The sequence below is a fragment of the Zoogloea sp. genome (assembly GCF_028693495.1).
Lineage (GTDB): Bacteria > Pseudomonadota > Gammaproteobacteria > Burkholderiales > Rhodocyclaceae > Zoogloea.
Map to the genome: position 1 here is coordinate 1 of NZ_JAQUVG010000055.1, position 22871 is coordinate 22871.

Below are 22871 nucleotides of genomic sequence, written 5' to 3' on the forward strand. Positions count from 1 at the left end.
GCCGGCGGTACAGGAATGGAACGATGGACAGGTGGCCGCGGCCGAGTCCGAGCTGCTGTATCAAAGCTGCGAGGCTGAAGGCGACGTACGGATCTCGACCTAGAGGCGAATGGCTCACTACGGCCAGGAGCGGACTTACAAGTGAGTTCAAAATCTGCCGATCAAAGGGCTCATCTGGTCTGAAACCTGCCGGTCGGTGTCCTGGCACCAATCTGCCGAATCGCCGGTGCGCTCGTCGACAGATCGTGTCCTGGGCGAGGAACTACGGCTCATGGGCAAATCAGGTGTCCATTCGATCGGAGTGAAGAAATTCATCGAACACTGCCGCCATTTGTTGGATACAATCCTGCCCGCTCCCTCGTTCGACTGGGTCGTTTCTTTACCGGTGCAACGTTTCCGCAACCGCTTCTCCGCATGGCTGACAGCATTTCTCATGCTGGCAGGGGCATGCATGCCAACAATCAGCCGCGCCATGATGGCAACAAGTGCTGACGGCCAAGCCTGGGTGGAAGTCTGCACCGCGTCCGGGACGCGCTTGATTCCGTCGAGCCTGAGCGACCGCGACTCAGGGGCGCCCGATCAACCAGGGTCCGAAAGCCAGAAAAAGGCGCCCAATCCCTCGACCGCTGGCGCTGGGCACTGCCCGCTGTGCTGTGGCCATGCCGGTCACGCTTGCATTCCCTCCGCAGAAGCGTCTCTGCCGGCCTTGCCGCTCGCTTCCGACCAAGTCCCGACGCTTTTCCTGGTCTCACCGCGACCGCTTTTCGTCTGGTCGTCGGCCCAGCCCAGGGCCCCACCTCTGCACATCTGACCCGCTTCGGGTCGCGTTGCGCGTGACAAGGCCGTGCCGACACGACCCTGTCCCGCACCGTCTGGTCTTGTGACCATTGCCTGAACCGCTCGCACTCCGGCGGCCCCGCGTGGCTGCTGCGTGTGACATGGCGCCGTTCGGCGTTGCCCCTTGTTGCAGAGGAAAGACATTTCCATGAAGAAGCATTTTCTGGCTTCGCTCGCCGCGCTGCTGATGGCCGCGACCGCCTTTGCCGATGTTGCCGTTACCGACCCCTGGGTCCGGGCGACGGTGCCTGCGCAAAAGGCTACCGGCGCCTTCATTCAACTCACCGCCGATCGTTCAGTACGCTTGGTGGGTGCCCGCTCACCCGTCGCTGACACCGTCGAACTCCACGAAATAAAGCTTGACGACAAGGTCATGAAGATGTCGCCGGTGGCGGGGATCGACTTGCCCGCGGGCAAGCAGGTCGCACTTCAGCCCGGGGGCTACCACATCATGCTCATGGGCCTGAAGGCGCAGGTGAGGGAAGGCGATAGCGTGCCTCTGACCCTCCTCCTTGAGGACCCCGACGGCACGAAGCACACCCAGGCGATCAACGCGCCCGTGCGCCCCCTTACCCAGGCTGGAACCGGCAGGGACGATAAGACCCACTCCATGCACTGAGCACAGTGCGTGTGGTGACGGCCACCCCTCGGCGGGCCATGGCCGCGCTCATACCGGAAATGCCCGGGGCGCCCCATCACCCGTGCGCGAACTCTCGGCGCAACAGATTTTAGGAAAGTGACTCATGACAACCCCCATTGCAGGGCCTGCGATGCCCCCCGACGCACGTCCCACGGATTCCGGCCGTCCAAGCCAAAAGTGCGTGTCCCGCAGTGAATGGATTTATCGCGTCGCGGAGGAGGGGCACGCCTGGCGCATCGTGTCGGGCACCGTCCGGCTGGACTGCCCTAACGCCTCGGGAAACGGCTTCGGCGGACTCGCCATTCCAGGCGACATCATCGGCGCGGAAACACTGATGTTCGCCCGCTACAGTTTCGCGGCCTACGCGCTGGTGCCGTGCATCCTGGCACCCTGGCCGGAGGGCTGTGAAACGCCGGCCTCGGAAAGCTTGCTCAAGACCCTGCTGCGCACGGAACAGCGCACGGCCGAAACCCTGGCGCTGCGCCACGGCTCTTCGATCGACAGGGTCCGGCGCCTTCTCCGTTTGCTGGCTTCGCCGGCCAAGCACCTTGCCGGCGCAACGGTAAGCCTCCCGGCATTGCGCGACACCGCTGAAATCACCTGCCTGACCATGGAAACGATCAGCCGCGCCATGGCGAAGCTGCGGCAGCAAGGCGAGATCGATCGCCTCAAGCGCGACGTGGTCTTGCTGTGCCCCACCGCTGGGCAGGGCGTCGCCTGATTCCGGATTCGATCCGTCCACCTAAGAAAAAATCACCATGCAAAGACTCGACCTAGCGCTTGCCCAAACTTCACCGGCTTGTCGGCCTCCACGACACGTCGCCGCGTTTGCGGGGGGCAATGTCCTGCCCGCCATCCTGCCGCAGCCTGACACGTCGCCTGCGGCGACCCCACCCGAACTTGCGCGCCCTTCTAAATTTGGAGCGCACCGTGGATGCTAGGGGACGATGGCCGTCGGGCAGCGCGCCACACTTGGCGGGCCGTTGCGACCGGAAAGCCGGAGTCCTTTCCTCCGATCCCGACGGGGGCGACGGGAACCCTTCAGCTTTTCCGGCGACCCGCGCATCCACAACGGAATCCGCGCTGTATCGCCGGGTCTGGCGCTGGCACTTCTACGCCGGTCTGATCTGCCTGCCATTCCTCGCGACGATGGCGCTGACCGGTGCCCTGTACCTGTACAAGGTACCGATCGAGTCCCTCGTCTATTCCCGGCTCCTGTTTGTTCCGCCGACGCAGGCGTCCGCGCTGGACGCCGAATCGCTGGTGGCCAGGGCGCGCGAGGCCGAGCCCGGCAAGGTGGTCCGGTTCGTCGCGCCGCCACAGGCCGGCCACAGCGCCGAGGTGGGAATCCGCACCGCCGAGGGCGCGATTTCTGTGTATCTCGACCCCGCCAGCGGGCAGGTGCTCGGCCGTCTGCGCGATGACCTCAAGTTGATGGAAGTCATCAAGCAAGTCCACTCGCTGGCAATCGCCGGCACGGTGGCCAACCATTGGATCGAAGTGGTGGCCGGCTGGGCGATCGTGCTGGTTGTCTCGGGCACCTTCCTGTGGTGGCCGCGCGGCCAATCCGGCGGTGTCTGCAGCCTGCGCGGCCGGCCCGCGCAACGGACCTGGTGGCGCGACCTGCACGCCGTTACCGGCATTGCCGCCGCTGCCGCAATCCTCTTCCTGGCCGTCACCGGCATGCCATGGTCAGCGTTCTGGGGCGCGCAATTCGGCCGGCTCACCAACGAATGGGGCGTCGGCCTGCCGCGATACCTCTTCGGCCCGGCGCCGCAGTCGTCGCTGCCACTGGCGAGCCTGGGCGAGGTGCCCTGGGCGCTCACCCAGGCACGGCTGCCGTTGTCGGCGCCCCATGCCGATCACGCGACCGTGACGCCCCCGGCCGAGACTGCGGAGGCGGAGGTAACCGCGCCGGCGATCGGGCTCAACGAAGCCCAGCGCATCTACGCACGGCTGGGTTTGCCGGCGGGGACGCCGGTGAGTCTTCCCGATGGCCCGCGCGGCGCGTATACCGCGATGCTCTTTCCTGATGACGCGAGGGCACAGCGCGTCGTCCACCTCGACCGCTATTCCGGAGCGGTAATCGCCGACGTGGGCTATCCCCAGTACGGCGTTGCCGGGCGCCTAACCGAGTGGGGCGTCAACCTGCACACCGGGCGCCAGTTTGGGTGGGGCAACCAACTAGTGATGCTGGCGGGCTGCCTTGCCATCGTCGCCCTGGCCGTATCCGCCGCGGTGATGTGGTGGAAGCGCCGCCCGCGGGGCCGTCTGGCCGCGCCACCCCGGCGGGCGGGCGATCGGGCCGCTTGGAGCGCTATTGCCGCGGCCGTGTTGCTCGGACTCATTTACCCCTTGCTTGGCGCGTCGATGCTGCTCGCGCTGCTCGTCGACACCGCCGTGCCCTCACGCTGGCACGAGCGCTTTGGCCTTTAGGCCCACTTCAGGAACCCCTTGATTGCCTTGGCGAAATCACATGAAGAATCGCTTGCCCCAGACTGCGATCGGCGGTGTGGGGGCCATGCCCCAGTCGCACGCGCCTCCGGTGTCCCGCTGCTGGCCATCCGGTGCACAGCCGTGCGCGCATCCCCTGCGCGCCGCTGCCCAAAACTCGAACCCCTAACCGACACCGCGGCTCAGCCGCCAAATCCCGGAGCCAACAATAATGACTCGATACCCCGTCGCATTGATTGCCACCTTTCAACTCGTCCCGGCTGCCGTAGCCGTGGCCCAAACCCCGGAACCCGAGCTGCCCGCTGTAACGATCACCGCACCGACGGCATCCCAGGAACTCAAGCAGGAGTTGCGCGCCGAGCAGGCACTCACGCCCGGCGGCGTGACCTTGGTGGACAGTGACGAGCTTTACCAGCGCAACATTTCCAGCCTCGCCGACTCCTTGCGCTACGTTCCAGGGGTGTGGGCCGCCAGCCTGTCGGGAGCGGACGCCATGTTCTTCTCCATCCGCGGCTCCAACCTGGATGCCACCAACTACGACATGAACGGCATCAAGCTGCTGCAGGACGGCCTGCCGGTGACGACTGCCGACGGCAACAACCACAACCGGGTCGTCGATCCGTTGGCCGCCCGCTACGCCGTCGTGGCGCGCGGCGCGAACGCCCTTACCTACGGCGCCAGTACGTTGGGTGGCGCCATCGACTTCATTACGCCCACCGCCCGCGATACGGCACCGAGGGACGCGTTCGTGAGCGGTGGCAGCCATGGCCAGTTGCAAGGGCGGTTCAGCGCCGGCGGCGTGAGCGGCCCCGTCGATGGCCTGGTCACCGTCGAGACGAAACGCTGGGACGGTTATCGCGACCACAGCCAGCAGGAGCGTGAAGGGTTGTATGCCAATGCCGGCTTGCAATTGAGCGATGCGGTGCGCACGCGCTTCTATGCCACCTACGTCAACAACAAAGAAGAACTGCCGGGCGTGCTCACCCGGGCGCAATGGCGCGACGACCCCGACCAGGCCGAGGCCGCGGCGGTCTCCGGCAATTACCAGGTCAATGTCGAAACCTGGCGCGTCGCCAACAAGACGACCTGGGAGATCAACCCGGACAGCCGGCTAACGGCCGGCATCTCCTACGAAGAGCAGCGGCTCTTCCATCCCATCGTCGACAAGGTGATGGTTGATTTCGACGGCCCAGGCCCGCTGTCACCGGTCGAAGTGTTCAGCCTCCTCATCAACACCAAGCAACGCAATCTGGGCACGTCGCTGCGCTACGACCTGCGCGTTGCCGATCATGACCTTCTGGCCGGCCTGAACTATGGCCAAACCAAGGTCAATGGCGGCAACTATCGCAACGACGGCGGCCACCGCAACGGCCTCACGCAGCGCGTCGACAACGACGCCGACGGCCTCGAACTGTTCCTGATGGATCGCTGGAAGATCGCACCGCGTTGGACCGTCGTGTATGGCGCCCAAGCGGTGGACGCCAGCCGCGACGTGCGCACGACGACCGTCTCGAGCAACACGGTGCGCAACCCCAAGGCCGACTACAACAGCATCAACCCGCGCGTGGGCCTTATCCACCAGCCGGTGCCCGATGTCGAACTGTTCGCCAACCTCAGCCGCCTATACGAAGCGCCCACCAACTTTGAACTCGAAGACGACGTGCGCGGCAACAACCAGACGCTCGATGCCATGCACGGCACCGTTTTCGAGATCGGTACCCGGGGCACCCGGACGGTCGGCAAGGTGCGCTGGCGCTGGGATCTGGCCGCCTACTACGCGCGGCTGCGCGACGAAATCCTGTCGGTCGATGATCCGGCGGCCCCGGGCACTAGCCTGTCGACCAACGTGGACAAGACCGTCCACGCGGGCATCGAAGCCCTGGTTGCAGCGAGTCTCCCGCTGGATGCCAGCGGCAGCCACCGCATCGAACCACTGGTGAGCCTGATGGTGAACCGCTTCAAGTTCGTCGATGATCGGGTCTATGGCGACAACGACCTTCCCGCGGCTCCGAGTTATGCCCTCAAGGGCGAACTGCTCTACCGTTCGGCGAGCGGATTCTTTGCCGGGCCGACCCTGGATATGGTTGGCCGGCGCTACGTCGACTTCAACAACAGCTACAAGCTCGACGCCTACACCCTGTGGGGCCTGCGCGCCGGCCTCACCCGCAAGAGTTGGGAGGTGTTCGGCGAACTTCGCAACCTCACCGACAAGGACCACATTGCCTACACCCGGGTGGTCGATGTCGCCGCGCCGGACGCCGCCGTGCTGTACCCCGGCGAACCGCGTTCGCTGTACGTCGGTGCGAGATTCCAGTTCTGAGCGAGCACCGTTCGATCGATAGGAGAACTCTGGCGATGGCTGTCCAAACACGCAGAACCGCAGCGCTGCTCGGCATGATTGCTTGGCTGGCATCGACCGGCACATGCGCTGGCGATTCGCCCGACCAGGTGACGATCCGCCAACTGCTGACATCGACCTTCGCCAAGGCCGCGTCGCGACTGCAGGTCGAGCCGGTAGTGGTCGTAGGCGACCACGCGATAGCCGGCTGGATCCAGGGCGAACGCGGCGGTCGGGCGCTACTTGGCCGCCATCACGGCACTTGGCGGATCGCGGCTTGCAGCGGTGACGGCCTGAAGGATCCGAAGGTTTTGATCGATGCCGACGTGCCGGCCGCAGAGGCCGGCGCGCTTGCGCGCGGTGTCGTCGAGGCGGAAGCACCCTTCACGGTGCAGCAGCGTGCGAAGTTCTCGTCCTTCGACGGATGGATGAGGGTGGACCGGGGAGAAACTCATCCGCCCGCATCCGTACCTCCGCACTAGCAGGGGTCACGTTGAAACGCGGGGGGCGGCGCCAATCAAGGGCACCAAGGACAGCTTGACTTTGATACCTGCCGCTGAACCTCTTGCGACCCGACCGGCGGGTGTGGGTCGAATCCAGTCAGTGACGTATGAGCAAATGAAGGATCTGACCCCGCAACTCGCACACGACACTCCATGATCTTCGACGAAGGCACTAACACCTCGAACCCCTCCGATCTACTCGCTCGCGCCGGCTACATGCCGTAGCAAGCGCCAAGCTCCAACCCTGACAGCGACCGAGTGTCACAGTACGAAGTACAGCAGCATCAAGAGCCCGCAGCGCGGGCTTTATTCTTCACCTCCTATGACAAAGGTGATAAGTTGAAACCGCTGGAGCGCACCTCGCGCTCAGAAAAGATCAGGAGGGCATCATGGAGACGACAATTGTTGTCCTCTTCGCCGTAGTAGTCCTTGCAATGCTCGCGCTGATTTGGCTGTTGAGATTGTTTTTCAAAAACTATCAGCACCGCTCCGAAGGCGCTGCTTTCCGGGATGTTGCCGGGTGGGAACCACCGGAGCGGATTAGCCCCAAGCCGCTTGGCTCCGACATAGATCTCGACTGGACGAAGCTCTAAGTTGAAAGTTAGCAAAAAGCCCCTTAAACCTCAGGGGCTTTTTATTTACATCTTACCGATCGAGATCCGCCGGCACCGGCCACAACGGCTGCAACAGCATTCGACTGGCCGGCTCAGGCACACTGTTGAGCACTACGGCCAGCGCAAACCTGAGCGGCACTTCAGCAAGCCAAGTGCGCAACACCGGCCAAGCTCATCGCGAGCGACCACCGGCGGCCCAATCACGGGAGTGATCCTCGCGCACACGCGGCATGGTCTTAGAGTGCGGTGCAGGCTCATGGCGCCTACCCTTCTCAGCCTCGCCCTTCCCTGCCTCAGCCTTGCCCGTTTCAGCCCGGCCACGCCGTTGAGCTGTGCCCCTCTCGATGTCGAGCGCCGCTAGCTTCACGCTCTCGCGCGCGATCGCTGCCGGTAGCTCCTTTACGTTGTCCGTGTAGATCCGCGCCTCATGCCGAGCGCGTGAGATCGCCACGTAATAGACATCCTTTGCCGTTGTCAGGCTCTTGCTGTGCGCGTCGATCAGCACGCGATCCGAGGTGAGGCCCTGGGCGCTATGCACCGTGGTCGCGTAAGCATGGTCAAGGTGAAGCGGTTTGTCGGCCTTAAGCTCGACGGTACGCTTCCCGTCGCTCAACGTCAGCTTGCCGGCTGCCACGTCAGCCACCTTGAACCGATCGCCGTTGGCCACATCGAGCTGCGCGTCGTTACGGGTGATCCGCACCACGTCGCCACGGGCGAGCTCGGCCCGCTCAGGCTGATAGACCGAGAGCTGCCGATGGGTCATCGGGCTGAAGGTGATGCTCACACCACTCTCTGCGCGCACTGTGAGGCGGTTTCCCGGGCCGGTGTCCTCGACCTTATAGAGCTCGCCGCGCTTGAGCCCGCTCCGGGGAAAGTCCTTCTCTGGCTGAATGATGTCGCCTACCCGGTAATTTTTCGAGAACCGACGCTCGGCTTGGGTCGTATCACGTCGGATGAGGGTATCGAACTCCACGCCCTTCCCCGCCGTCCCTAGGTCTTCGCGCACCATGCGATTGATCTCCCGCCTGGCTTCGTTCGTGCCTGAAACGATCAGAGTGCGATCACGTTCGCCTGCCGGGAGCTGGATGAAATCCTTTGCAACGGCCGCCCGCCGCTCCTGGTCATTCTCGATCTGGTTGATGCTCTTGATGCGATCGAGCGAGGCCGTAGTCGCCCCCTTGGCTGCCAGCTCTACAGCCTCCTTCAACACTGGATCTTTCTGGCGCTGAATCTCATCCATGCGCGCCGTAGCCATGCCTGCGACCTGGAGTTGATCGAACGGGCGCCCCGCCTCAACGGCCTTCGTCTGCGCCGTGTCACCCACCAGCACAACACGCGCGCCGGCCTTCTCGGCCACCTGCAGAACCTGCTGCATGAGACGAGCAGGCACCACACCAGCCTCGTCGACCACGAGGACCGTTTTCGCGCCGATGGCCTTGTCCTTTGCCTTTAGGAACGAGGCGAGCGTATTGGACTCGACCCCCAACTCGCGCAGTGCCTTCACCTGGCTACCGTACGGCGCGAGGGCACGCACCTGGTAGCCCGCCCCTTCGATCTCGGCTTTAGCCTCGTTCAGCATGTGGCTCTTACCGGTGCCGGCGAAACCCTGCACCGCGACCACCCGATTCTGCGTCGTCAAAATCAGCTCAACCGCCGAACGCTGACCAGCGTTGAGAGAGGCGCCGGCCAGGCGATCGGCGACAGCCTCTCGCGTCATGATCGCAGGCAGCTTCTCTCGCCCGTCGCGCTCGATCTGCATGATCAGCTTCTCGCGCTCGCGCGCGGTCTGCGTCGTGTAGCGCGGCTCGACTGGCACAAGCCCGCCTCGTGCGATCGCGCTATCCACCCGCTCGCCCGCGGCTCGCTTGTCCTGCCCCTTAGCGACCAACTCGGCCACCCATGCTGCTCGGGTTTGCCCCTCTCCCTGGCCAATCTGATCGGCTGGCCGGTACTTCGGCGCCTCCTGGATGAGATAGCCCTTCTCTACTTGCTGCCGGATCTCGGCCTGAATGTGGTTGAGCTTCGCCGCACCCACCGCTTGCTTCATCGCCGTATCGAGCAATACCCGCTCGGACATCACCGACTGACGTTCGGTAAGGTGATCAACCGCGTAGCGCACAGCGTTACGGGCGGCCAAGGCAGCAGGGAAGGACTCCGGCGCCATCTCTCGGGCGACAGTGCGCCCCCCCTCACCCTTCGCACCCTGCCCGGCCCAGCCTCGGCGGTCGAAGTCGATGCGCAACTCTTTGGCTCGACCGCGCCATTCTGCATGCAGAGACTCACGCTCCACCGAAACCTTCCGCGCTCGACTTTGCATCGTGGCCTGCTGCTTCTGACCGGGCGTAGCTGTATCCCGATCGAGCCCAGCGGCCGACAGCCGCGCCTCGATCTGCGCGCCCCGCTGGCTAAAGCCTTCGAGCTGCTTACGGTCGATGTGAGCCAGCTCAAACAGGCCATCACGATCGTGCCGGATGTTGTACCCCAGCCGCTGCAGCTCGGTTGCCAACTCGGCGCGGTAGACCGCCCCGAGGTACTTGTTCATTTTCACGAGCTCATCGTTCTTGAGGGCTCGCCATTGCCCGTCTGCGCGCTGCGTCAAGTTCATCACGACAGCATGCGTATGGAGCTGCGGGTCCTGTTCGCGGCTCGTCTCGTGGCGGAACTTGGCGACCACCAGATTGCCGGTCGTCTCGACCTGGCTGCGACCATCGATCTTCTTTCGCGCTTGTGCGCGCTCTTCCGCAATCTCGAGCGCACGCGCCACGGCCCGATCGTGGGCCTTGATGATCTGCGCATCACCACCTACCAAGGCCTGCAAAGACACCGATTTAGGTGCTGAGAAGGTGAGATCGATGCCCAATCGGCTTTTGCTATCCTTGCGGGTGCCATCGCGCGTAATCGCCACACCCGGCTGCACCTCACCGGAAAGCAATTCACGGAAGCGCTTGGAGTCGACAGCGCCATTCAGCCCTAGCGATTCCGCCCCCTTACCTTGCCACGCCGAGGCCTCGCCTTCCTGCGCGTAGTAGTCATCGGCGCCGTCCTCGTAGTACCCGGCTGCGTCGCCGACATCTTGGCGCGTCAGCACCTTGTGGCTAAGCATGGCCGAACCTCCGTTCCTCGAAGGCTGGCAAGCGGTTGGTAAAGTCCACCCACTCAAGCTTGATACGCGAAATCGGGAAACTGCCGGCGAGAGCCACATAGCCAGTCAGCTCGGGAAGCGAGGCGATCTCAGACGGCATCACCACCCGCTCGCGGTTACGCTCGGGCGAACGATTGGTACTCGAGCCCTTCGAGCTGCTATTGCGGCTGTACTTGTCGCGCTCGACCTCATGCTCTCCAAGCGCTTGGCTCATGTCCTCGCATGTTTTCGGGTCTGTCTTGGCACCGCCGAGCACCACGAGCGACCGGAAGCAGCTACGCAGGATCTGCGCCTCGTCCTTCCCATAGATATCGTCGAGCTGGGCGGTCGACTGGAAAGCGGTCACCAGGCGTAACCCCATCTTGCGGCCCTTCGTAGCGGCGTCAATCAAGCTGGGCAATTTTTCCAGGCTCGGCAACTCGTCAAGGAACGCCCAAAGGCGGCGGTTCCGATCCTCGGGAAGCGAAAGTATCGAGGTGCAGAGTACGTCTACCCAGGCAGAAACGAGCGGTCGCAGCGCCTCGACCATATCCTCGCGCCAGGTGATGTACAGGTTCCCCCCCTTCGGATCTTCCAGCCAGCGGCGAAGGGAGAAATCTCCGGGCGGCATGGTGACGTGCTCGGGAAGAGTCGTGGACAACACGAACCGCGCGCTCGCCAGAGCCTTCTCTGCTCCCACAAACAGCGACTCCGCAAGCGTGCCCTCAAGGAACAGCTTGAGATCCTTCGGGGCTGCGATCGTGGTCCAGCGAAACAAGTCCTGCACCGACGGCTTGCCCATGAGGGTGAGTTTACGGGCGGTTTCGGTCAGCAGCAGGCGACCATACCCTCGCCACTCTTCCTCGTCGTGCGTCTTGCCTCGCTGCACCACCGAAAGCGCGTACCGCTTGAAGTCATAGTCGTTGCGGATCTCGTTGAAGAAGCTCCAGCCCTGGGTTCGCGCATCGTAGGGGTTGAGCACGACATCGCCGTCCCGCCCGAACTTCGAGTACAGATCCCCATTGGGGTCCACCACGATTACGCGATCACCGCGTAGCAGCGCGGAGAAAAGGAGCTCTCGGATCGCAACCGACTTCCCGCCACCCGTAGAACCCTGAATGGCGATATGAAGATTCTCGACCTTCGTGGGGATTGGGATGCCGCCGACCGTAACCTGCTCGACCTTCTTCTCCCGTGTCATCCGCTTCAACTTGTCCTTGCTTACCAGCTTCGTGCCCCGTAGAAACCGCTTAAAAGGGGCGCCTCCGAAGTCCGACTTCCCAAGTTCGTTCATGAGCCAGATCAGCAGAATCGCCACAACTATTCCACCGACGAGCGCCATGATAAGGATGGGTTTATCCGGGGTCTGCTTCATGAGCTCCCATAGCGCCGGTCCCTTCTTAGGCGGCAAGACTTCTGTTCTTCGCACCACCTCAAACCAGAAAAGCACAGGAAGTAGAATGAAGATCAAAAGCCCCAACTTACGTCGATCTTCAGGCGTCATCATGCCCTCCGCTTTCTCCGTTCCAAATCGGAATTCCAAGGCGTCTCATTTCGCTATGAACAACCTGCATATTTGCCGGCTTGCTCAAGTTTCTGAGCAGTAGAACAAGCTCAGTAAGCATCGCATCGGGCGCCGACGCGGGCGGTCGCGCCGACGCGTCACCCTGGCGGCCGACCAGCCGCTCGACCAACTGACGCAGCCCGACCACCTGGTTCTGCAGCGTGATCAACTCGCTGTGCAGCATGTCGCGCTCTTCCAAGCGCTGCCGTAGGTAGCCCACGAGGGGCAGCCCGCGCGCAGCGGCCTCGGCCTCGTAGATGAGCTGCTTTTCGGGCTCCAACCGGAGCTGTACAGGCGCACCTAGTGCCATTTCATCCTCTGTAGTGCCGTTGTAGTGTCTAAATCTTATCAAATACAAGGCTTGTAGGCTTGTTCGTAGTTGCTTGCGACTACGAACAATATTCTTTCGAGTTTGCAAGACGTTGTTTTACAACGGATTGCGCGCACCGACAAGGTGCGTATGGTGTATGCCCCTACTTTAAGGGTTAAGGACCAGAAATCCCAGTTAGCACCCCACCCTTTAAGGACCACGGGCAAGAGTGTCCAGCCCTTCCCGATGACCGAAAGGTCATCGAACTACAGTCATGGATAGATACAGGACACAAGACGGACAACCATAGGACAAAAAAAGGACGAAATCATTGACAGTTAGGACAGAAAGCGGGCAACCTTCGGACCTCTGTAGGACAAACAAGCAGAAAAGGAGTAAAACGTGACCCAGCCGGAAGACCTCAAGACCGCGATCTTGAGTTTGCCGGGCAAGACACTGGCTGCGAAGTTGCGACAGTTGATGCCCGACATCGACCGCCGAGTTAGGGAGGGCGTCGGTCATGAAGAGATCGTAGAGACGCTGAACCAGCACGGCCTAGACGTGAAGCTCGAGACATTCCGAAAGTATCTGTATCGCTACCGCAAGAAGACGAAGGGCGATGCAGCAGCATCGGCACCCGTAGAGAAGCAGGGCGCCACTACCAGAACCACGACTGCGACAAACCCGGTCGGCAAGCCGGAAATTCCGACAGTCCGCCCGATCAGTAACAAGGGTGAGCTGGCAAAAGCGCGGGAAGTGGATTTCGATCTTGAACAGTTGGCAGAGGCTGCCAAGAACAAGGAGTAAACGATGAAAGTAGCTGTGATCAATTACTGCGGAACTGTAGGTAAAACGACCATCGCTGCGCACTTGCTCGCGCCCAGAATGGGGGAGGCACGTATTTACGCGGTAGAAACGATAAACGAAACGGCGGGCGACCTTGGGCTAGACATCGAAAAGATGAAGGGCGATAAGTTCGGCAAGCTCTACAAGGAGCTGCTGATGTCAGATAACGCAATCGTCGATGTGGGCGCCTCCAATGTGGAAGAGTTCATCGATCGCATGATCAAGTTCGAGGAATCGCACCTAGAGTTCGATTACTTCGTGGTGCCCGTCACGAGTGGGGGTAAGGAGCAGAAAGAAACCCTCAAGACGATTCAGGCGCTGGCCGGGGTCGGAGTCGCACCGAACAAGATCCGCGTCGTCTTCAATCGCGTCGATACCGACGTAGCTGACGAGTTCGCGCCGATCCTGGGTTACGCGAAAACCGCCAAGACCTGCATCGCGAACCCAGACGCAGCGATCTATGAGAACGAAGTGTTCAACCTGCTCTCGGCGAAAAAAACCACGATCGCGGCTGTCGTACAGGATGAAACAGACTACAAGGCGCTGCTCAAGGGGCTCGACAAAGACGCTGACAAAAAGAAGGCTGCGCACTATGCGGACATGCACGCGATCAAGGGCCTCGCACGCGGGGTGAATCGACAGCTCGACGGCGTGTTTGCGGCGCTCTTCGCCTAAGCTACGCCAGGGGAACAGCGATGGCCGATCCGCGCACGAAGCTCGACATCATCTATCAAGAAGTGCTGGGCGAAGTTTCAGAGCTGGTCGGCCGCATCGAGGCGGTTTCCGAGCGACTCACCGAAGCGTCAGAGCACGCGGGCCGGGCCGGAGAGCGCTCAGCCGAACAGATCCACCAAGTGACAGCCGCAGCGGCGGCCAAGCTCAAAGCCGAGCTCGATCACGCCGGCGACCGACTGCTGGCGCGCGTCGAAAAGGTGACGCAAGAAGCAACCGCTGCGGCTACGGTCGTACACCGATCTGCCCGCCGCTTCGCGACCCTCGCCCTCGCCGTAGGTTTGGCAGGTGGCATCATCGGGGGCGCCCTAGCCGGCTGGGCGCTCTCAAGCGCCCTGCTCTAAGCACTCGACGGCGCCCTCGCGGCGCCGTTTCTTGTACTTTGAATGTGGATTGCGCAATCCATAACAAGAGAACGAACTATGACCGAGCCAACCCGCGAAGTCTATGCTGAGCTGCAGGACGCCTTCAGCCACTTCAACCTGACGCTGTTCGGCAGCACCTTGCCACCCTGCCTCATCACTCTGCAGCGCGAACGGCGCACATACGGCTATTTCTCATCCCAGCGCTTCGTGCACCAAAGCGGCGAGTACACCGACGAGATCGCGATGAACCCGGCCTATTTCGGCGTGCGTCCGATCTCGGCGACGCTCTCCACGCTGGCCCATGAAATGGTGCACCAATGGCAGTATCACCGAGGCAAGCCAGGCCGGCGGGGCTACCACAACAAGGAATGGGCACAGCGGATGGAGGCGATCGGATTGATGCCTTCGAATACTGGGCAACCCGGTGGCCGGAAGGTAGGCGAGCAGATGACGCACTACATCATCGACGGCGGCCCGTTCGCGCGCGCCTGCGCGCAACTGCTGACCCTCCCCTTCACGTTGTCATGGTGCGACCGCTTCCCCCCGTACTGCCCAACGGCGACTCCTACCGAGGCGAGCGGACAGGAAGACGCGACCGGCCCGGCGCTGGCGACGCCAACATGGGGGGCGCTCGTGACGCCACCGCCACCGGCCCCGGTTAATCGGTCGAACCGGCTGAAGTATCGCTGCCCTAGGTGCGGGGCCCAAGCTTGGGCCAAACCTGGTCTCCGCCTGCTGTGTGGTGGCGAGAAGTGCGCGGCGGCTGAACTCGAGGCCATCGAATGACGGGTCGCCCGTCAGCCCCGCCAAACGCAGCCGCAGCGGAACCAGATCACAACGCCTGGGATAATGAATACGTACCCGTACGCATTCTGAAAGCTGCAACCCTAGACAACGACCAAGATCGCACTTCAGGGACACCCTCCCAAGCTGCGCCATCAAGGCGCATCAAGCTTCATGGCATAATCCAAGTGGCTACGTAGCCCTTGATAAAAAAACTCTGGAGTCATACAGATGGCCAGCCAAATGAAGAAGGTTGTTTATGTTGCCGTGGCGCTTACTTGCACGCTATTGGCCGGATGTGCAACCCGTACCCCTGAAGAGCGCTTTAGTATGCTTCAGGAAACAATAAAGCCTATTTCCAATCTGAGCTTAGGGCGCTTTCTTGCCCGTCACTATTTGCAGCAAGCAAACGAAGTTATTTCAGTGCAAATTCAAGCCAGCTTTGATTATTATTCAAGATCAGAGCTAGAAAAACCTCGTGAGTTGCTCTCTGCATACTGTGCGAACAACAATGGAAACCTCGGACGGATCCCAGGGCATCAGTCCAGTTGGAGCGAGGTTGCACCGGAAAGCTTTAGTGATCCAAGAAGCGCTGGAAACGCACAACTCTCGTTTGACAGCATGCGTCTATCCCAGGCACCAGGCTATGGTGCTGCAAAAGCCTCAAGAAATGGGGCATTTGGTTTGTTCGAGTGCCGCGCTAACAATACAGATGCCCTCTTGTGGGCTGCAACTATCCAAGGGGCAACGGGAAAGGTTGTACGTACAGGAACGGGTGTTGAAGCAGTCATGCCACTTACGATACGTGTCGCAAAGGGCAACTAGAGTTCTTTAGCCTTGGCCGCACCTCCAAAACGCCGCAACCGGGAACGTTTGTCCACGGCCTTTTACCTGTGGGAAACCGGCCAGCGAGCCTACGCATCGCATTAGGCCAGTTTTCCATCAGGCGCCGCGTAGCGGCGGGGCGGTGGGCAACGCGGCGGATAATCCACGGGCGGTCGGGCTGCGCGAGCCGGGAGCGAAAGCTGCCGGCCCCACACTGGGGATGCCAAGCGGAGCGCGGCGGGGTGGGCGAAGCCGACCCCAAGAGGCAAGCAAAGCGCGCAGCGTAGGTGCTGGTCGTGGCGGGCAGGGCGCAGCCGTGCCCGAGGGCGCGCGCCCGCGATAGCGGGGGCAACAAGCGCCTGGCCACGGCCAGCACCGCAGCGAAGTCGCTCCCCGGCCGCAAGGCCGGGCCGACTTGCGGGGCCTCATCCGCTCCGCTTCTCCCAAAATTCCGGCGTCAGATAAGACGGGCCACGGGCAACAAGACCCGGGCACGCGGTTTGATCGAGCAGCGCATAGCGTGTGTGCGGATAGCGCCGGCGGATCTCGGCTTTTGCTTGGCGGATCGAGTCGGCCCACACGTAATCGAAGAAACCGCCACTCGGGCGATGAATGGCGAAGCGGTGATACATCGAGGATCTCCGGTCGGGGAGGACAAGGCCGGGCGCGGGAGCGCCCGGCCCGCGCCGGTCAGAGCAGGCCGCGCTCGGCAAAGCTCGTAGGAGTGCCAGCGCCGGCGACGATCAGGTGATCGAGCACCCGCACGTCGACGAGGGCCAGCGCATCCTTTAGCGTTCGGGTCAGCAATTCGTCGGCCGTGCTCGGCTCGGCCGCGCCGCTCGGGTGGTTGTGATAGACGACGCACGCGGCGGCGTTCGTCAGAAGCGCCGATTTCACGACTTCGCGCGGGTAGACGCTCGTCTGCGTCAGCGTGCCGCGAAACATCTGCTCGTCCCTGATGAATGCATGGCGCGCATCGAGCCAAAGCACCCCGAAAACCTCATGCTGCAGCTCGGCAAATTGCATTTTCAGGTACTCACGCACCCGGTTCGGCGAATCGAATATCCACGTCTCTTCACGCATCCGCGCAACGAGGATTTCGCGTGCGCGCTCGAGAATTTCGTCATCGGTCATCACCACCTTCAACGCGAACTCAAGCTGCACCCCTGCCTGGCGGTGAGCCTTGCGGGAGGCGGCCGAAGGGGCCGCAGCCTCGGCCGGGGGGTAGTGGGTGATGGTCGCTGCTGCCATAGTTGAGACTCCTTTCGTCGTGGTTTCTGCCCTTCGGGTCGCCTTGCTGCTTCCGGAGTCGGGCGCACAAGGGCGGACGTCAAGGTCGCGCGAAGCGCGCCCCCGAAGGGGGTTGCCTTGACGGCCGACCGCGCCCGGCTACGGTTGCAGCGGTAAAGGCGACCCGAAGGGCAGTGGCAACGAAAGGAAGCGTGGAGGCGGCAGTGACGCGTTTTCACCCACTACCCCCCGGCGGCGGGCCTTGGCCCGCCCTCAGTTCGCCACAGGCGAACTCGGAATGCCGGCCATCGGCCGGGCGCCGGGACGGTGCAAGGACAAGGGGGCAGAGGGGCCGCGCAGCGGTCCCTGGAGCGAAGCGCAAGGGATGAGCGTAAGCGAAACCATGGCAGCACCCGGTTCCCGGCCACAGGCCGGGAATGGCCCATCAGGGTTTGCTCCTCTCCACCCGCAAGAACCCGGCGCGGTAGATCCCGAGCAAGCTGGTGAACATAAAGCCCGTCTGCTGTAGCAAAAGGCCATAGCGGCCAATCCCGATTGCGAAGCCGATCATCGCCAGGTTCGCAGCAAGGAAGGCCAGCCACCCATACCGGGAAACCCGCGTATGGGTGGCAAGCAGGAAAGCGCCGAGCAACCCCAAAAGGGAGCCAGCCCATTCGAGGGCATCGATCAGCATCATCAGCGACCGCGAGCGTTCCGCCGGAACTCCCACGGCGGAATTGGATGTGGATCGCCCCATAGCCCCCAACGGTTGCGCCGCGCCACATCTTCAAGCGCGATTAGCTCGACGTCGCTGCTGTACTGGCGAAAGACCCACGCCCACCCCAAGCGCACCAGTTCAGCATTCACACTGACTCCTTCCACCGACAGCACGACCAAAGGGCGCTGGTGGACGTCGACGCCGACTCGATGCAGCTCGACATCACGCCCCGTCACCATGTCGGCTAGCGCCCGACGCGCCTTCTCGCCGAAGGCCTGGCCTGCCTCGGGCGCGTCGATCGCCGACAGTCGCACGCGCACGGCCCGGCCGTTGATCATGGCATGCACCGTGTCGCCGTCACTCACCCGCACGATGCGCGTGACAAGCACCACATCGGCGGTTGCCGGTGCGAGTAGTGCAGCTCGCGCGACAGCCGGCGCCCCACCGATCGCGATGGCCGCGAGAAGGGCAAGGGCATAACGAAGCGCTCCGCTCACGAATTACCCCCCTTCCTTCTTTCGCCCGGCCAGCGCCTCGAGCTGGCCGCGCAAGTGCGCCGCCTCGGTGCGCGCCTCGTCCCGATCAGCCGTGGCCTTGGTAAGTTTTTCAGCGCAGCGGTGGGCCTCTTCGGCCGCACGCTTGCGCTGTTCCTGGTGCTGTTCGCTCTCAGCAGCAGCCCGAGCCGTGAGGGTGGCCAGCTCGGTGCGCAGGCCTGAGGCCTCTGCGCGAGCCTGGTCGCGCTCGCTATGAACCGAGACCACCTGCGCGCGCAGCGCGGCGATCTCTTCGCCTTGGGCACGCGCTGCCTCCTGTGCCGCCTGCAGGGCGACGGCCTGACGCTCCAACTCGGCAGCATGTTGTTTGCGTTCCTCGCTCAGTAGCTCATGCATGCGCCCGAGCTCCGTCTTAGCATCGTCGGCGCGCTTCTCGATCTCGGCAGCCCTCGCCTCAGCACGCCCCGCACGCTCAAGTGCGGCGGCAAGCTCAGCGCGCATGTCGTCAATTTCAGACTCAGCCGACTCAGCGCGCACCTGCAGGCTGCTCACCTGTGCCTGAAGCGCCTCTATGTCGCCCGCCATCTGGTCGGCCAGCTCAGCAGCCTCGCGCTGAGAAGCCTCCATTTCTTCGCGAGCCACCTCCAAGGCCTCCCGTTCACCAGCAAGCCGTGCATTGGCCAGCTCCATGCATGCCGCCCACAACTCAGCAGCCAAGTCGGCCGAACGTTCAACCACGGCTGGCGGCGCCGGCTCGCGAAGCGGGGCGGCGGCGCTAGCGTGATCCGCCTTCCACTCTTTCATGGCTTCGGAGATCGTAGAAAAGCTACCTCCGCCGAGCTTCTTCCGCACTGCGGCCAGGGTGGGCTTGACGCCCTCGGCGTCGAGGGCGTCGGCTACAGCCAGGATGTCCTGCTTCGTAATTGCCATGCTCGGGCTCCGTTTGTATGTTGTATGTTGTACGATACAACATACAACATACAAAAACAATACAAATGATCGTAGGTAGACGTCACCCGCCGGCGGGCGAGCTCGAACTGCATGCGCCGATGCTCGCGGATCTGCGCCAGGGGAGTGAGGCAAGAGGACAATGAAGGGCAGGCGGGCAGGCCTGCCCGCCTACAAGTGGATGGATCGCCCGTTATGGTCATGAAAAGCAGCGCTGGCCAGGTCCTCGACGGTCTTCCACGTCTCGCCGAAATCGGGGGTGACCTCGAGTTTTCCTGCGCGCACACGCGCGCCGAAGTAGCGCCCTCTACCAGCCGCGGCGTTGCTCGCGTAGAAGCCGGCCCAAGTGCGTAGGTGGTGGTCATTGAGCCGGCGCGCCGCGCGCGTCGGACTTGGAGCTGATGCCGGCAGGCCCCGCGCCTGCTCGCGCCCCAATTCACCCTGCAAGTGCTGCTCGCAGCGCGCCAGTTCCTGCAATTCCTTCCCTTTGTTCATGTCAGCCTCGCGGATAAGTTGGGAACAGTGGGCCGAATGTCGGCCCACCAGCGGCAACGTCAGCCGCGGAGCTCGACCGCAGTGCTGCGGATCAGCGCCTGCAGGTCGTCATTCAGGCCTGGCACGTAGGCATAGGAGAGGCGCCCTGCGCGGAAGGCCTCGACGGTCGGGGGTTCGATCCCGCTGAGATTGCCGGCGTACTCGGTGCATACCTGCTCGATCGCCTGGACAATCAACGCATCCGATTGGTCGCGATCGCAGAACACGTATTGGGCACCGCCGAAGACTTCGCACCATGCCGAGCGCTCATCCTCGTAGATGTCCTCCATCCCGTTGAAGTGGCCGCGCTTATACTTGCCGACGAGTTCCTGAACCTCGGTCGCGGTCGGGCCGTCGGTCCAGCGCACGTTCACCGCGCCGTGGCTCGACTTGCGAACAGAGAACTTCACGCCGGGAAAGGCGCGGCGCAGTTCCGTTCGGATGTTGGACGCGGCGAGCTTGCCGCTATAGCGGTCATCGCCTTGGGTCAGACTTGCGAACTCCGGCGCCCCCTGCAGGCGCGCCACCTCGGCAACATGGACAGCTTTGACCTCATCCTCGACCGCACGCTTTTGCGCCTGTACGCAGACCGCGTGCGCCAGGGCTGCGGCAATCTCGCTGGCACTCGCCACCTCATCCAAAATCCGCCACTGAATGCCGCGCACGATGGATTCGGGCAGCGCGCGCGATTGGTGACCGTTCGCGAACACGACATCAACACGCGCCGAGCCGCCCGACACGCCAGCGCCTCCCATGAAGGTCTGCACGGTATCGGGGCGCTGCTCACCGTGGATCGCATACACGATGCCGGCGCCGCAGTAGTGCAACGCGCAATAAACACGGGTTCCGATAACGAGGGTCTGGGTACTGATGGTCATCTGATCAACTCCTGCTAGGTCTGGAAGCACCTCGGGGGCGGTTGCCGCCGCTTGCCCGAGGCGATCGGCGTAAAGTGCGACACCGACAGGACAATAATAGGACGTTTTTAGGACCAAGTCAATAGCGGTCAATAGAATTTAGGGCGCTGCATCCGGAACAACGGACCAGCCGCCCGGGCGCACCGCCGAGACGAAGAAGAAGAGGGCGATACGCCGCCCCCCGCTCATCGTCTCGATCTCGACATAGCGACGGCGGCTTTCGGCGAGGCGACCGCGGCGTACCACGCGCAGCGGAGCACCGGCATCCGGACGCAGCCAGCGCAGCGCCAGGTCACGCAGGCCGGGGCCGGTGGGGATGCGGGCGGGGCGCGAAGCAGCCGAAGAGGCCAGGGAAAGGTGAGTGACGTCCATAAAAACCTCCTGCTCTGTCATTTGAACCGCCCCGGGCGCGGTTGCCGCCGCGGCTCCCGAGGCCTCGGCATCACCCGATGCCGATAGGACAATAATAGGACAAAACAGAGGTTTAGTCAATAGAGGTCAATATGTTTTTGACCCTTGAAGACAATCGAGCTGAAGCCAGCTCAAGGGCCTGACCGCAGGCCGCACGCGGAGCGCAGGGCCGCAGGCCCGAGCACCGAACGGGCGAGGGCAGGGGCGAAGCCGCACCCTTGACCTGGTTGAAGCGACCCCACGCTCACCGAGAGGGGCAGGGGGAAGGTTCTCCACCCCTGCTCCCGAGGATCGAACGCGATCGTTCGGCCCCCTTCCCCGCTCAGCGGGGAAGGGGGGGGGAAGAGGCCGCCTCCACCTCGCGCCAAAGGCGCCAAGTCTTACCCGAACAGCGCAAGCTGCTCTGCGAGCTGGCCGCGGTGCTCGAGCACGGCCGCCCGCACTACCGCGACCGCATCGGCGACGGACTCTGACCCCGCCGGCGCCGGATCGGGCGCGGCGCTAAATGTGGGCCGCTGCGCTGCCTCATCGCGGCGGCGCAGCCGTTGATCCCAAAACCCCATGACATGCGCGGGCGTCACCCAATACCCCCACTGCTTCAAGGTCAGCGAGTTGCCATGCACCACGATCGCCGGGATATGAAGTAGCGACAACTGGATATAGGCCATATGCACGGCCGTAGGGTCGACGTCGACCGCGGTAACGTGCATCTGCCGCTGGTGGTTGTTCCCGCTGGCGGTGACTGCCTCAGCCGCGGCGATCACCATCGCACCAGCGCCGGCCGCCGGCTCGCACAGGGTAATGAAGCCCTCGCGCTCGATGCGCTCGCCTACATCGTGCATCGTCATACGAGCCATGAGCGAGGCGACCGAGTAGGGCGTGAAATACTGGCCGTGCCAGTGGCTCCCGAGATCGAGCGCCATGAAAATCTCTCCGAGCGCATCGTGAAAGTGACCGGTAAGCGAGGCCGTCAACTCGGCAAGCATCGCCGGAAAGCGGTTCACTTCGTCCTCGCTGTACCCTTTGACGATCTCCAGATAGCGCGCTTCGCGCGCCTCGAACTGCTGCCGGTCGACGGCGTTGCTGAAGGAAAGAGCGGCGAGCTCGCAGAAGTCCCGGAAAACTTCATAGCAGCGGTGCCGGTGGGCGTTCTCCTTCACCAGTTTGATGAAGGCGCGTTGATGCGGGTCGAGCCCGTTGTAAGTGTCGGTGGCCATGTGTCGCGGTCCTGGTGTCGAGAAGGGCAAAACCCACGGCTGTTTTCACAACCGCGGGACACGTGCTTAGCGCGTGTTCTGCTTTGCCCGCTCGATCTCGTCAGCGGACCAGTTACCCCGGGCCGAGGCCTCCAACTCCAGCGAGGCGCGGTAAGCCTCGGCGCGCCGCTCGAGCGCTGCCGCCTCCAGACGTTCCGCTTCGGCGACCAGCTCGATGATCGCCTCGCGCTTCTTCGGCAGCAGGCCGCCAACCTCCGGCAGCGCGGTGATCCAGCGCATGAGTTCCGATTTCTCAGCGCGCACATAGGGAAACAGCACCGCTGTTGGGGACTGGTTGGTATCGACCATAAAAACCTCCTGCTCTGTCATTTGAACCGCCCCGGGCGCGGTTGCCGCCGCGGCTCCCGAGGCCTCGGCATCACCCGATGCCGATAGGACAATAATAGGACAAAACAGGGTTTTAGTCAATA

At 63.0% G+C, this 22871-nt stretch carries 24 protein-coding genes and 1 pseudogene; 12 read left to right on the plus strand and 13 right to left on the minus strand.

The features are described from left to right. Positions 1 to 271 precede the first annotated feature (271 nt). The 7 genes from PHD22_RS10280 to PHD22_RS10310 all read left to right on the plus strand — a co-directional run bounded on the left by PHD22_RS10280 (position 272) and on the right by PHD22_RS10310 (position 7365). Positions 272 to 811, plus strand: coding sequence for a DUF2946 domain-containing protein (locus PHD22_RS10280; protein ID WP_299866011.1), 540 nt, complete (start codon positions 272 to 274; stop codon positions 809 to 811). A 174-nt stretch (positions 812 to 985) separates the two neighbouring features. After that, positions 986 to 1456, plus strand: coding sequence for a copper chaperone PCu(A)C (locus PHD22_RS10285; RefSeq protein ID WP_299866014.1), 471 nt, complete (start codon positions 986 to 988; stop codon positions 1454 to 1456). 202 nt (positions 1457 to 1658) lie between these two features. Then, positions 1659 to 2198 carry a Crp/Fnr family transcriptional regulator gene (locus tag PHD22_RS10290; RefSeq protein WP_299866015.1) on the plus strand — a complete coding sequence of 180 codons (540 nt, stop codon included), beginning with the start codon at positions 1659 to 1661 and terminating at the stop codon, positions 2196 to 2198. A 251-nt stretch (positions 2199 to 2449) separates the two neighbouring features. Then, positions 2450 to 3913 (plus strand): PepSY domain-containing protein, encoded by a 1464-nt coding sequence (locus PHD22_RS10295; protein ID WP_299866019.1) that lies wholly within the window; start codon positions 2450 to 2452, stop codon positions 3911 to 3913. Positions 3914 to 4142: 229 nt separating this feature from the next. After that, positions 4143 to 6251: a TonB-dependent receptor gene (locus PHD22_RS10300; protein ID WP_299866022.1), complete on the plus strand. Its 2109-nt coding sequence runs from the start codon at positions 4143 to 4145 to the stop codon at positions 6249 to 6251. Between the two features lie 35 nt (positions 6252 to 6286). Then, entirely contained in the window at positions 6287 to 6751 is a 465-nt protein-coding gene (locus tag PHD22_RS10305) for a copper uptake system-associated protein (RefSeq protein WP_299866024.1), read from the plus strand. Positions 6752 to 7161: 410 nt separating this feature from the next. After that, positions 7162 to 7365 carry a hypothetical protein gene (locus tag PHD22_RS10310; protein ID WP_299866026.1) on the plus strand — a complete coding sequence of 68 codons (204 nt, stop codon included), beginning with the start codon at positions 7162 to 7164 and terminating at the stop codon, positions 7363 to 7365. Positions 7366 to 7558: 193 nt separating this feature from the next. Here PHD22_RS10310 and mobF read toward each other — a convergent pair whose 3' ends face one another. From mobF to PHD22_RS10325, 3 genes are read right to left on the minus strand one after another with little or no spacing between them, the layout of a single operon-like run. Then, entirely contained in the window at positions 7559 to 10489 is a 2931-nt protein-coding gene (gene mobF, locus PHD22_RS10315; RefSeq protein WP_299866029.1) for a MobF family relaxase, read from the minus strand. Next, a complete protein-coding gene (locus PHD22_RS10320) occupies positions 10482 to 12014 on the minus strand; it encodes a type IV secretion system DNA-binding domain-containing protein (protein ID WP_299866032.1) in 1533 nt (510 codons plus the stop codon). The genes mobF and PHD22_RS10320 overlap by 8 nt, the downstream gene beginning before the upstream one ends. Further along, positions 12001 to 12381 carry a hypothetical protein gene (locus PHD22_RS10325; RefSeq protein ID WP_299866035.1) on the minus strand — a complete coding sequence of 127 codons (381 nt, stop codon included), beginning with the start codon at positions 12379 to 12381 and terminating at the stop codon, positions 12001 to 12003. The genes PHD22_RS10320 and PHD22_RS10325 overlap by 14 nt, the downstream gene beginning before the upstream one ends. Before the next feature lie 402 nt (positions 12382 to 12783). On the opposite strand from PHD22_RS10325, the gene PHD22_RS10330 reads away from it, so the two are divergent. From PHD22_RS10330 to PHD22_RS10350, 5 genes are all read left to right on the plus strand, one after another. Next, positions 12784 to 13188, plus strand: a complete 405-nt coding sequence (locus PHD22_RS10330; RefSeq protein ID WP_299866037.1) for a hypothetical protein — start codon at positions 12784 to 12786, stop codon at positions 13186 to 13188. 3 nt (positions 13189 to 13191) lie between these two features. Beyond that, positions 13192 to 13902 carry a StbB family protein gene (gene stbB / locus PHD22_RS10335; protein ID WP_299866040.1) on the plus strand — a complete coding sequence of 237 codons (711 nt, stop codon included), beginning with the start codon at positions 13192 to 13194 and terminating at the stop codon, positions 13900 to 13902. Between the two features lie 20 nt (positions 13903 to 13922). Continuing rightward, complete coding sequence (locus PHD22_RS10340) at positions 13923 to 14303, plus strand: hypothetical protein (protein ID WP_299866042.1); 381 nt, start codon at positions 13923 to 13925, stop codon at positions 14301 to 14303. A 78-nt stretch (positions 14304 to 14381) separates the two neighbouring features. Beyond that, the gene (locus PHD22_RS10345; protein ID WP_299866044.1) at positions 14382 to 15110 is read left to right on the plus strand and encodes a SprT-like domain-containing protein; all 729 of its coding nucleotides are present in this window, start codon (positions 14382 to 14384) and stop codon (positions 15108 to 15110) included. Positions 15111 to 15338: 228 nt separating this feature from the next. Next, positions 15339 to 15932, plus strand: coding sequence for a hypothetical protein (locus PHD22_RS10350; protein ID WP_299866046.1), 594 nt, complete (start codon positions 15339 to 15341; stop codon positions 15930 to 15932). 425 nt (positions 15933 to 16357) lie between these two features. Here the strand turns inward: PHD22_RS10350 and PHD22_RS10355 are convergent, their stop codons facing one another. The 10 genes and pseudogenes from PHD22_RS10355 to kleA form a co-directional block, all read right to left on the minus strand. Further along, entirely contained in the window at positions 16358 to 16564 is a 207-nt protein-coding gene (locus tag PHD22_RS10355; RefSeq protein WP_299866049.1) for a hypothetical protein, read from the minus strand. A gap of 58 nt (positions 16565 to 16622) precedes the next feature. After that, positions 16623 to 16997, minus strand: a pseudogene (locus PHD22_RS10360) (JAB domain-containing protein); the annotation flags it as partial. 610 nt (positions 16998 to 17607) lie between these two features. Beyond that, positions 17608 to 17859, minus strand: coding sequence for a hypothetical protein (locus PHD22_RS10365; protein WP_138860541.1), 252 nt, complete (start codon positions 17857 to 17859; stop codon positions 17608 to 17610). Then, entirely contained in the window at positions 17859 to 18377 is a 519-nt protein-coding gene (locus PHD22_RS10370; RefSeq protein WP_299866055.1) for a thermonuclease family protein, read from the minus strand. Before PHD22_RS10370 ends, PHD22_RS10365 begins: the two co-directional genes overlap by 1 nt. 3 nt (positions 18378 to 18380) lie before the next feature. After that, complete coding sequence (locus tag PHD22_RS10375; protein ID WP_299866058.1) at positions 18381 to 19304, minus strand: DNA-binding protein; 924 nt, start codon at positions 19302 to 19304, stop codon at positions 18381 to 18383. Positions 19305 to 19493: 189 nt separating this feature from the next. Further along, positions 19494 to 19817: a hypothetical protein gene (locus PHD22_RS10380; RefSeq protein WP_299866061.1), complete on the minus strand. Its 324-nt coding sequence runs from the start codon at positions 19815 to 19817 to the stop codon at positions 19494 to 19496. 59 nt (positions 19818 to 19876) lie between these two features. Continuing rightward, a complete protein-coding gene (locus PHD22_RS10385; RefSeq protein ID WP_299866064.1) occupies positions 19877 to 20734 on the minus strand; it encodes an LPD29 domain-containing protein in 858 nt (285 codons plus the stop codon). 138 nt (positions 20735 to 20872) lie between these two features. Further along, a complete protein-coding gene (locus tag PHD22_RS10390) occupies positions 20873 to 21145 on the minus strand; it encodes a hypothetical protein (RefSeq protein WP_299866067.1) in 273 nt (90 codons plus the stop codon). A 419-nt stretch (positions 21146 to 21564) separates the two neighbouring features. Further along, a complete protein-coding gene (locus PHD22_RS10395) occupies positions 21565 to 22401 on the minus strand; it encodes an N-6 DNA methylase (RefSeq protein WP_299866069.1) in 837 nt (278 codons plus the stop codon). Positions 22402 to 22467: 66 nt separating this feature from the next. After that, the coding region (gene kleA / locus PHD22_RS10400; protein WP_299866072.1) for a stable inheritance protein KleA at positions 22468 to 22871 on the minus strand (404 nt) is incomplete at its 5' end.

Coding starts and splice junctions, on each gene's coding strand:
- PHD22_RS10280 (WP_299866011.1), top strand. CDS start 272: ATGGGCAAATCAGGTGTCCATTCGATCGGAGTGAAGAAATTCATCGAA.
- PHD22_RS10285 (WP_299866014.1), top strand. CDS start 986: ATGAAGAAGCATTTTCTGGCTTCGCTCGCCGCGCTGCTGATGGCCGCG.
- PHD22_RS10300 (WP_299866022.1), top strand. CDS start 4,143: ATGACTCGATACCCCGTCGCATTGATTGCCACCTTTCAACTCGTCCCG.
- PHD22_RS10305 (WP_299866024.1), top strand. CDS start 6,287: ATGGCTGTCCAAACACGCAGAACCGCAGCGCTGCTCGGCATGATTGCT.
- PHD22_RS10310 (WP_299866026.1), top strand. CDS start 7,162: ATGGAGACGACAATTGTTGTCCTCTTCGCCGTAGTAGTCCTTGCAATG.
- mobF (WP_299866029.1), bottom strand. CDS start 10,489: ATGCTTAGCCACAAGGTGCTGACGCGCCAAGATGTCGGCGACGCAGCC.
- PHD22_RS10320 (WP_299866032.1), bottom strand. CDS start 12,014: ATGATGACGCCTGAAGATCGACGTAAGTTGGGGCTTTTGATCTTCATT.
- PHD22_RS10325 (WP_299866035.1), bottom strand. CDS start 12,381: ATGGCACTAGGTGCGCCTGTACAGCTCCGGTTGGAGCCCGAAAAGCAG.
- stbB (WP_299866040.1), top strand. CDS start 13,192: ATGAAAGTAGCTGTGATCAATTACTGCGGAACTGTAGGTAAAACGACC.
- PHD22_RS10340 (WP_299866042.1), top strand. CDS start 13,923: ATGGCCGATCCGCGCACGAAGCTCGACATCATCTATCAAGAAGTGCTG.
- PHD22_RS10345 (WP_299866044.1), top strand. CDS start 14,382: ATGACCGAGCCAACCCGCGAAGTCTATGCTGAGCTGCAGGACGCCTTC.
- PHD22_RS10350 (WP_299866046.1), top strand. CDS start 15,339: ATGGCCAGCCAAATGAAGAAGGTTGTTTATGTTGCCGTGGCGCTTACT.
- PHD22_RS10355 (WP_299866049.1), bottom strand. CDS start 16,564: ATGTATCACCGCTTCGCCATTCATCGCCCGAGTGGCGGTTTCTTCGAT.
- PHD22_RS10365 (WP_138860541.1), bottom strand. CDS start 17,859: ATGATGCTGATCGATGCCCTCGAATGGGCTGGCTCCCTTTTGGGGTTG.
- PHD22_RS10375 (WP_299866058.1), bottom strand. CDS start 19,304: ATGGCAATTACGAAGCAGGACATCCTGGCTGTAGCCGACGCCCTCGAC.
- PHD22_RS10380 (WP_299866061.1), bottom strand. CDS start 19,817: ATGAACAAAGGGAAGGAATTGCAGGAACTGGCGCGCTGCGAGCAGCAC.
- PHD22_RS10385 (WP_299866064.1), bottom strand. CDS start 20,734: ATGACCATCAGTACCCAGACCCTCGTTATCGGAACCCGTGTTTATTGC.
- PHD22_RS10390 (WP_299866067.1), bottom strand. CDS start 21,145: ATGGACGTCACTCACCTTTCCCTGGCCTCTTCGGCTGCTTCGCGCCCC.
- PHD22_RS10395 (WP_299866069.1), bottom strand. CDS start 22,401: ATGGCCACCGACACTTACAACGGGCTCGACCCGCATCAACGCGCCTTC.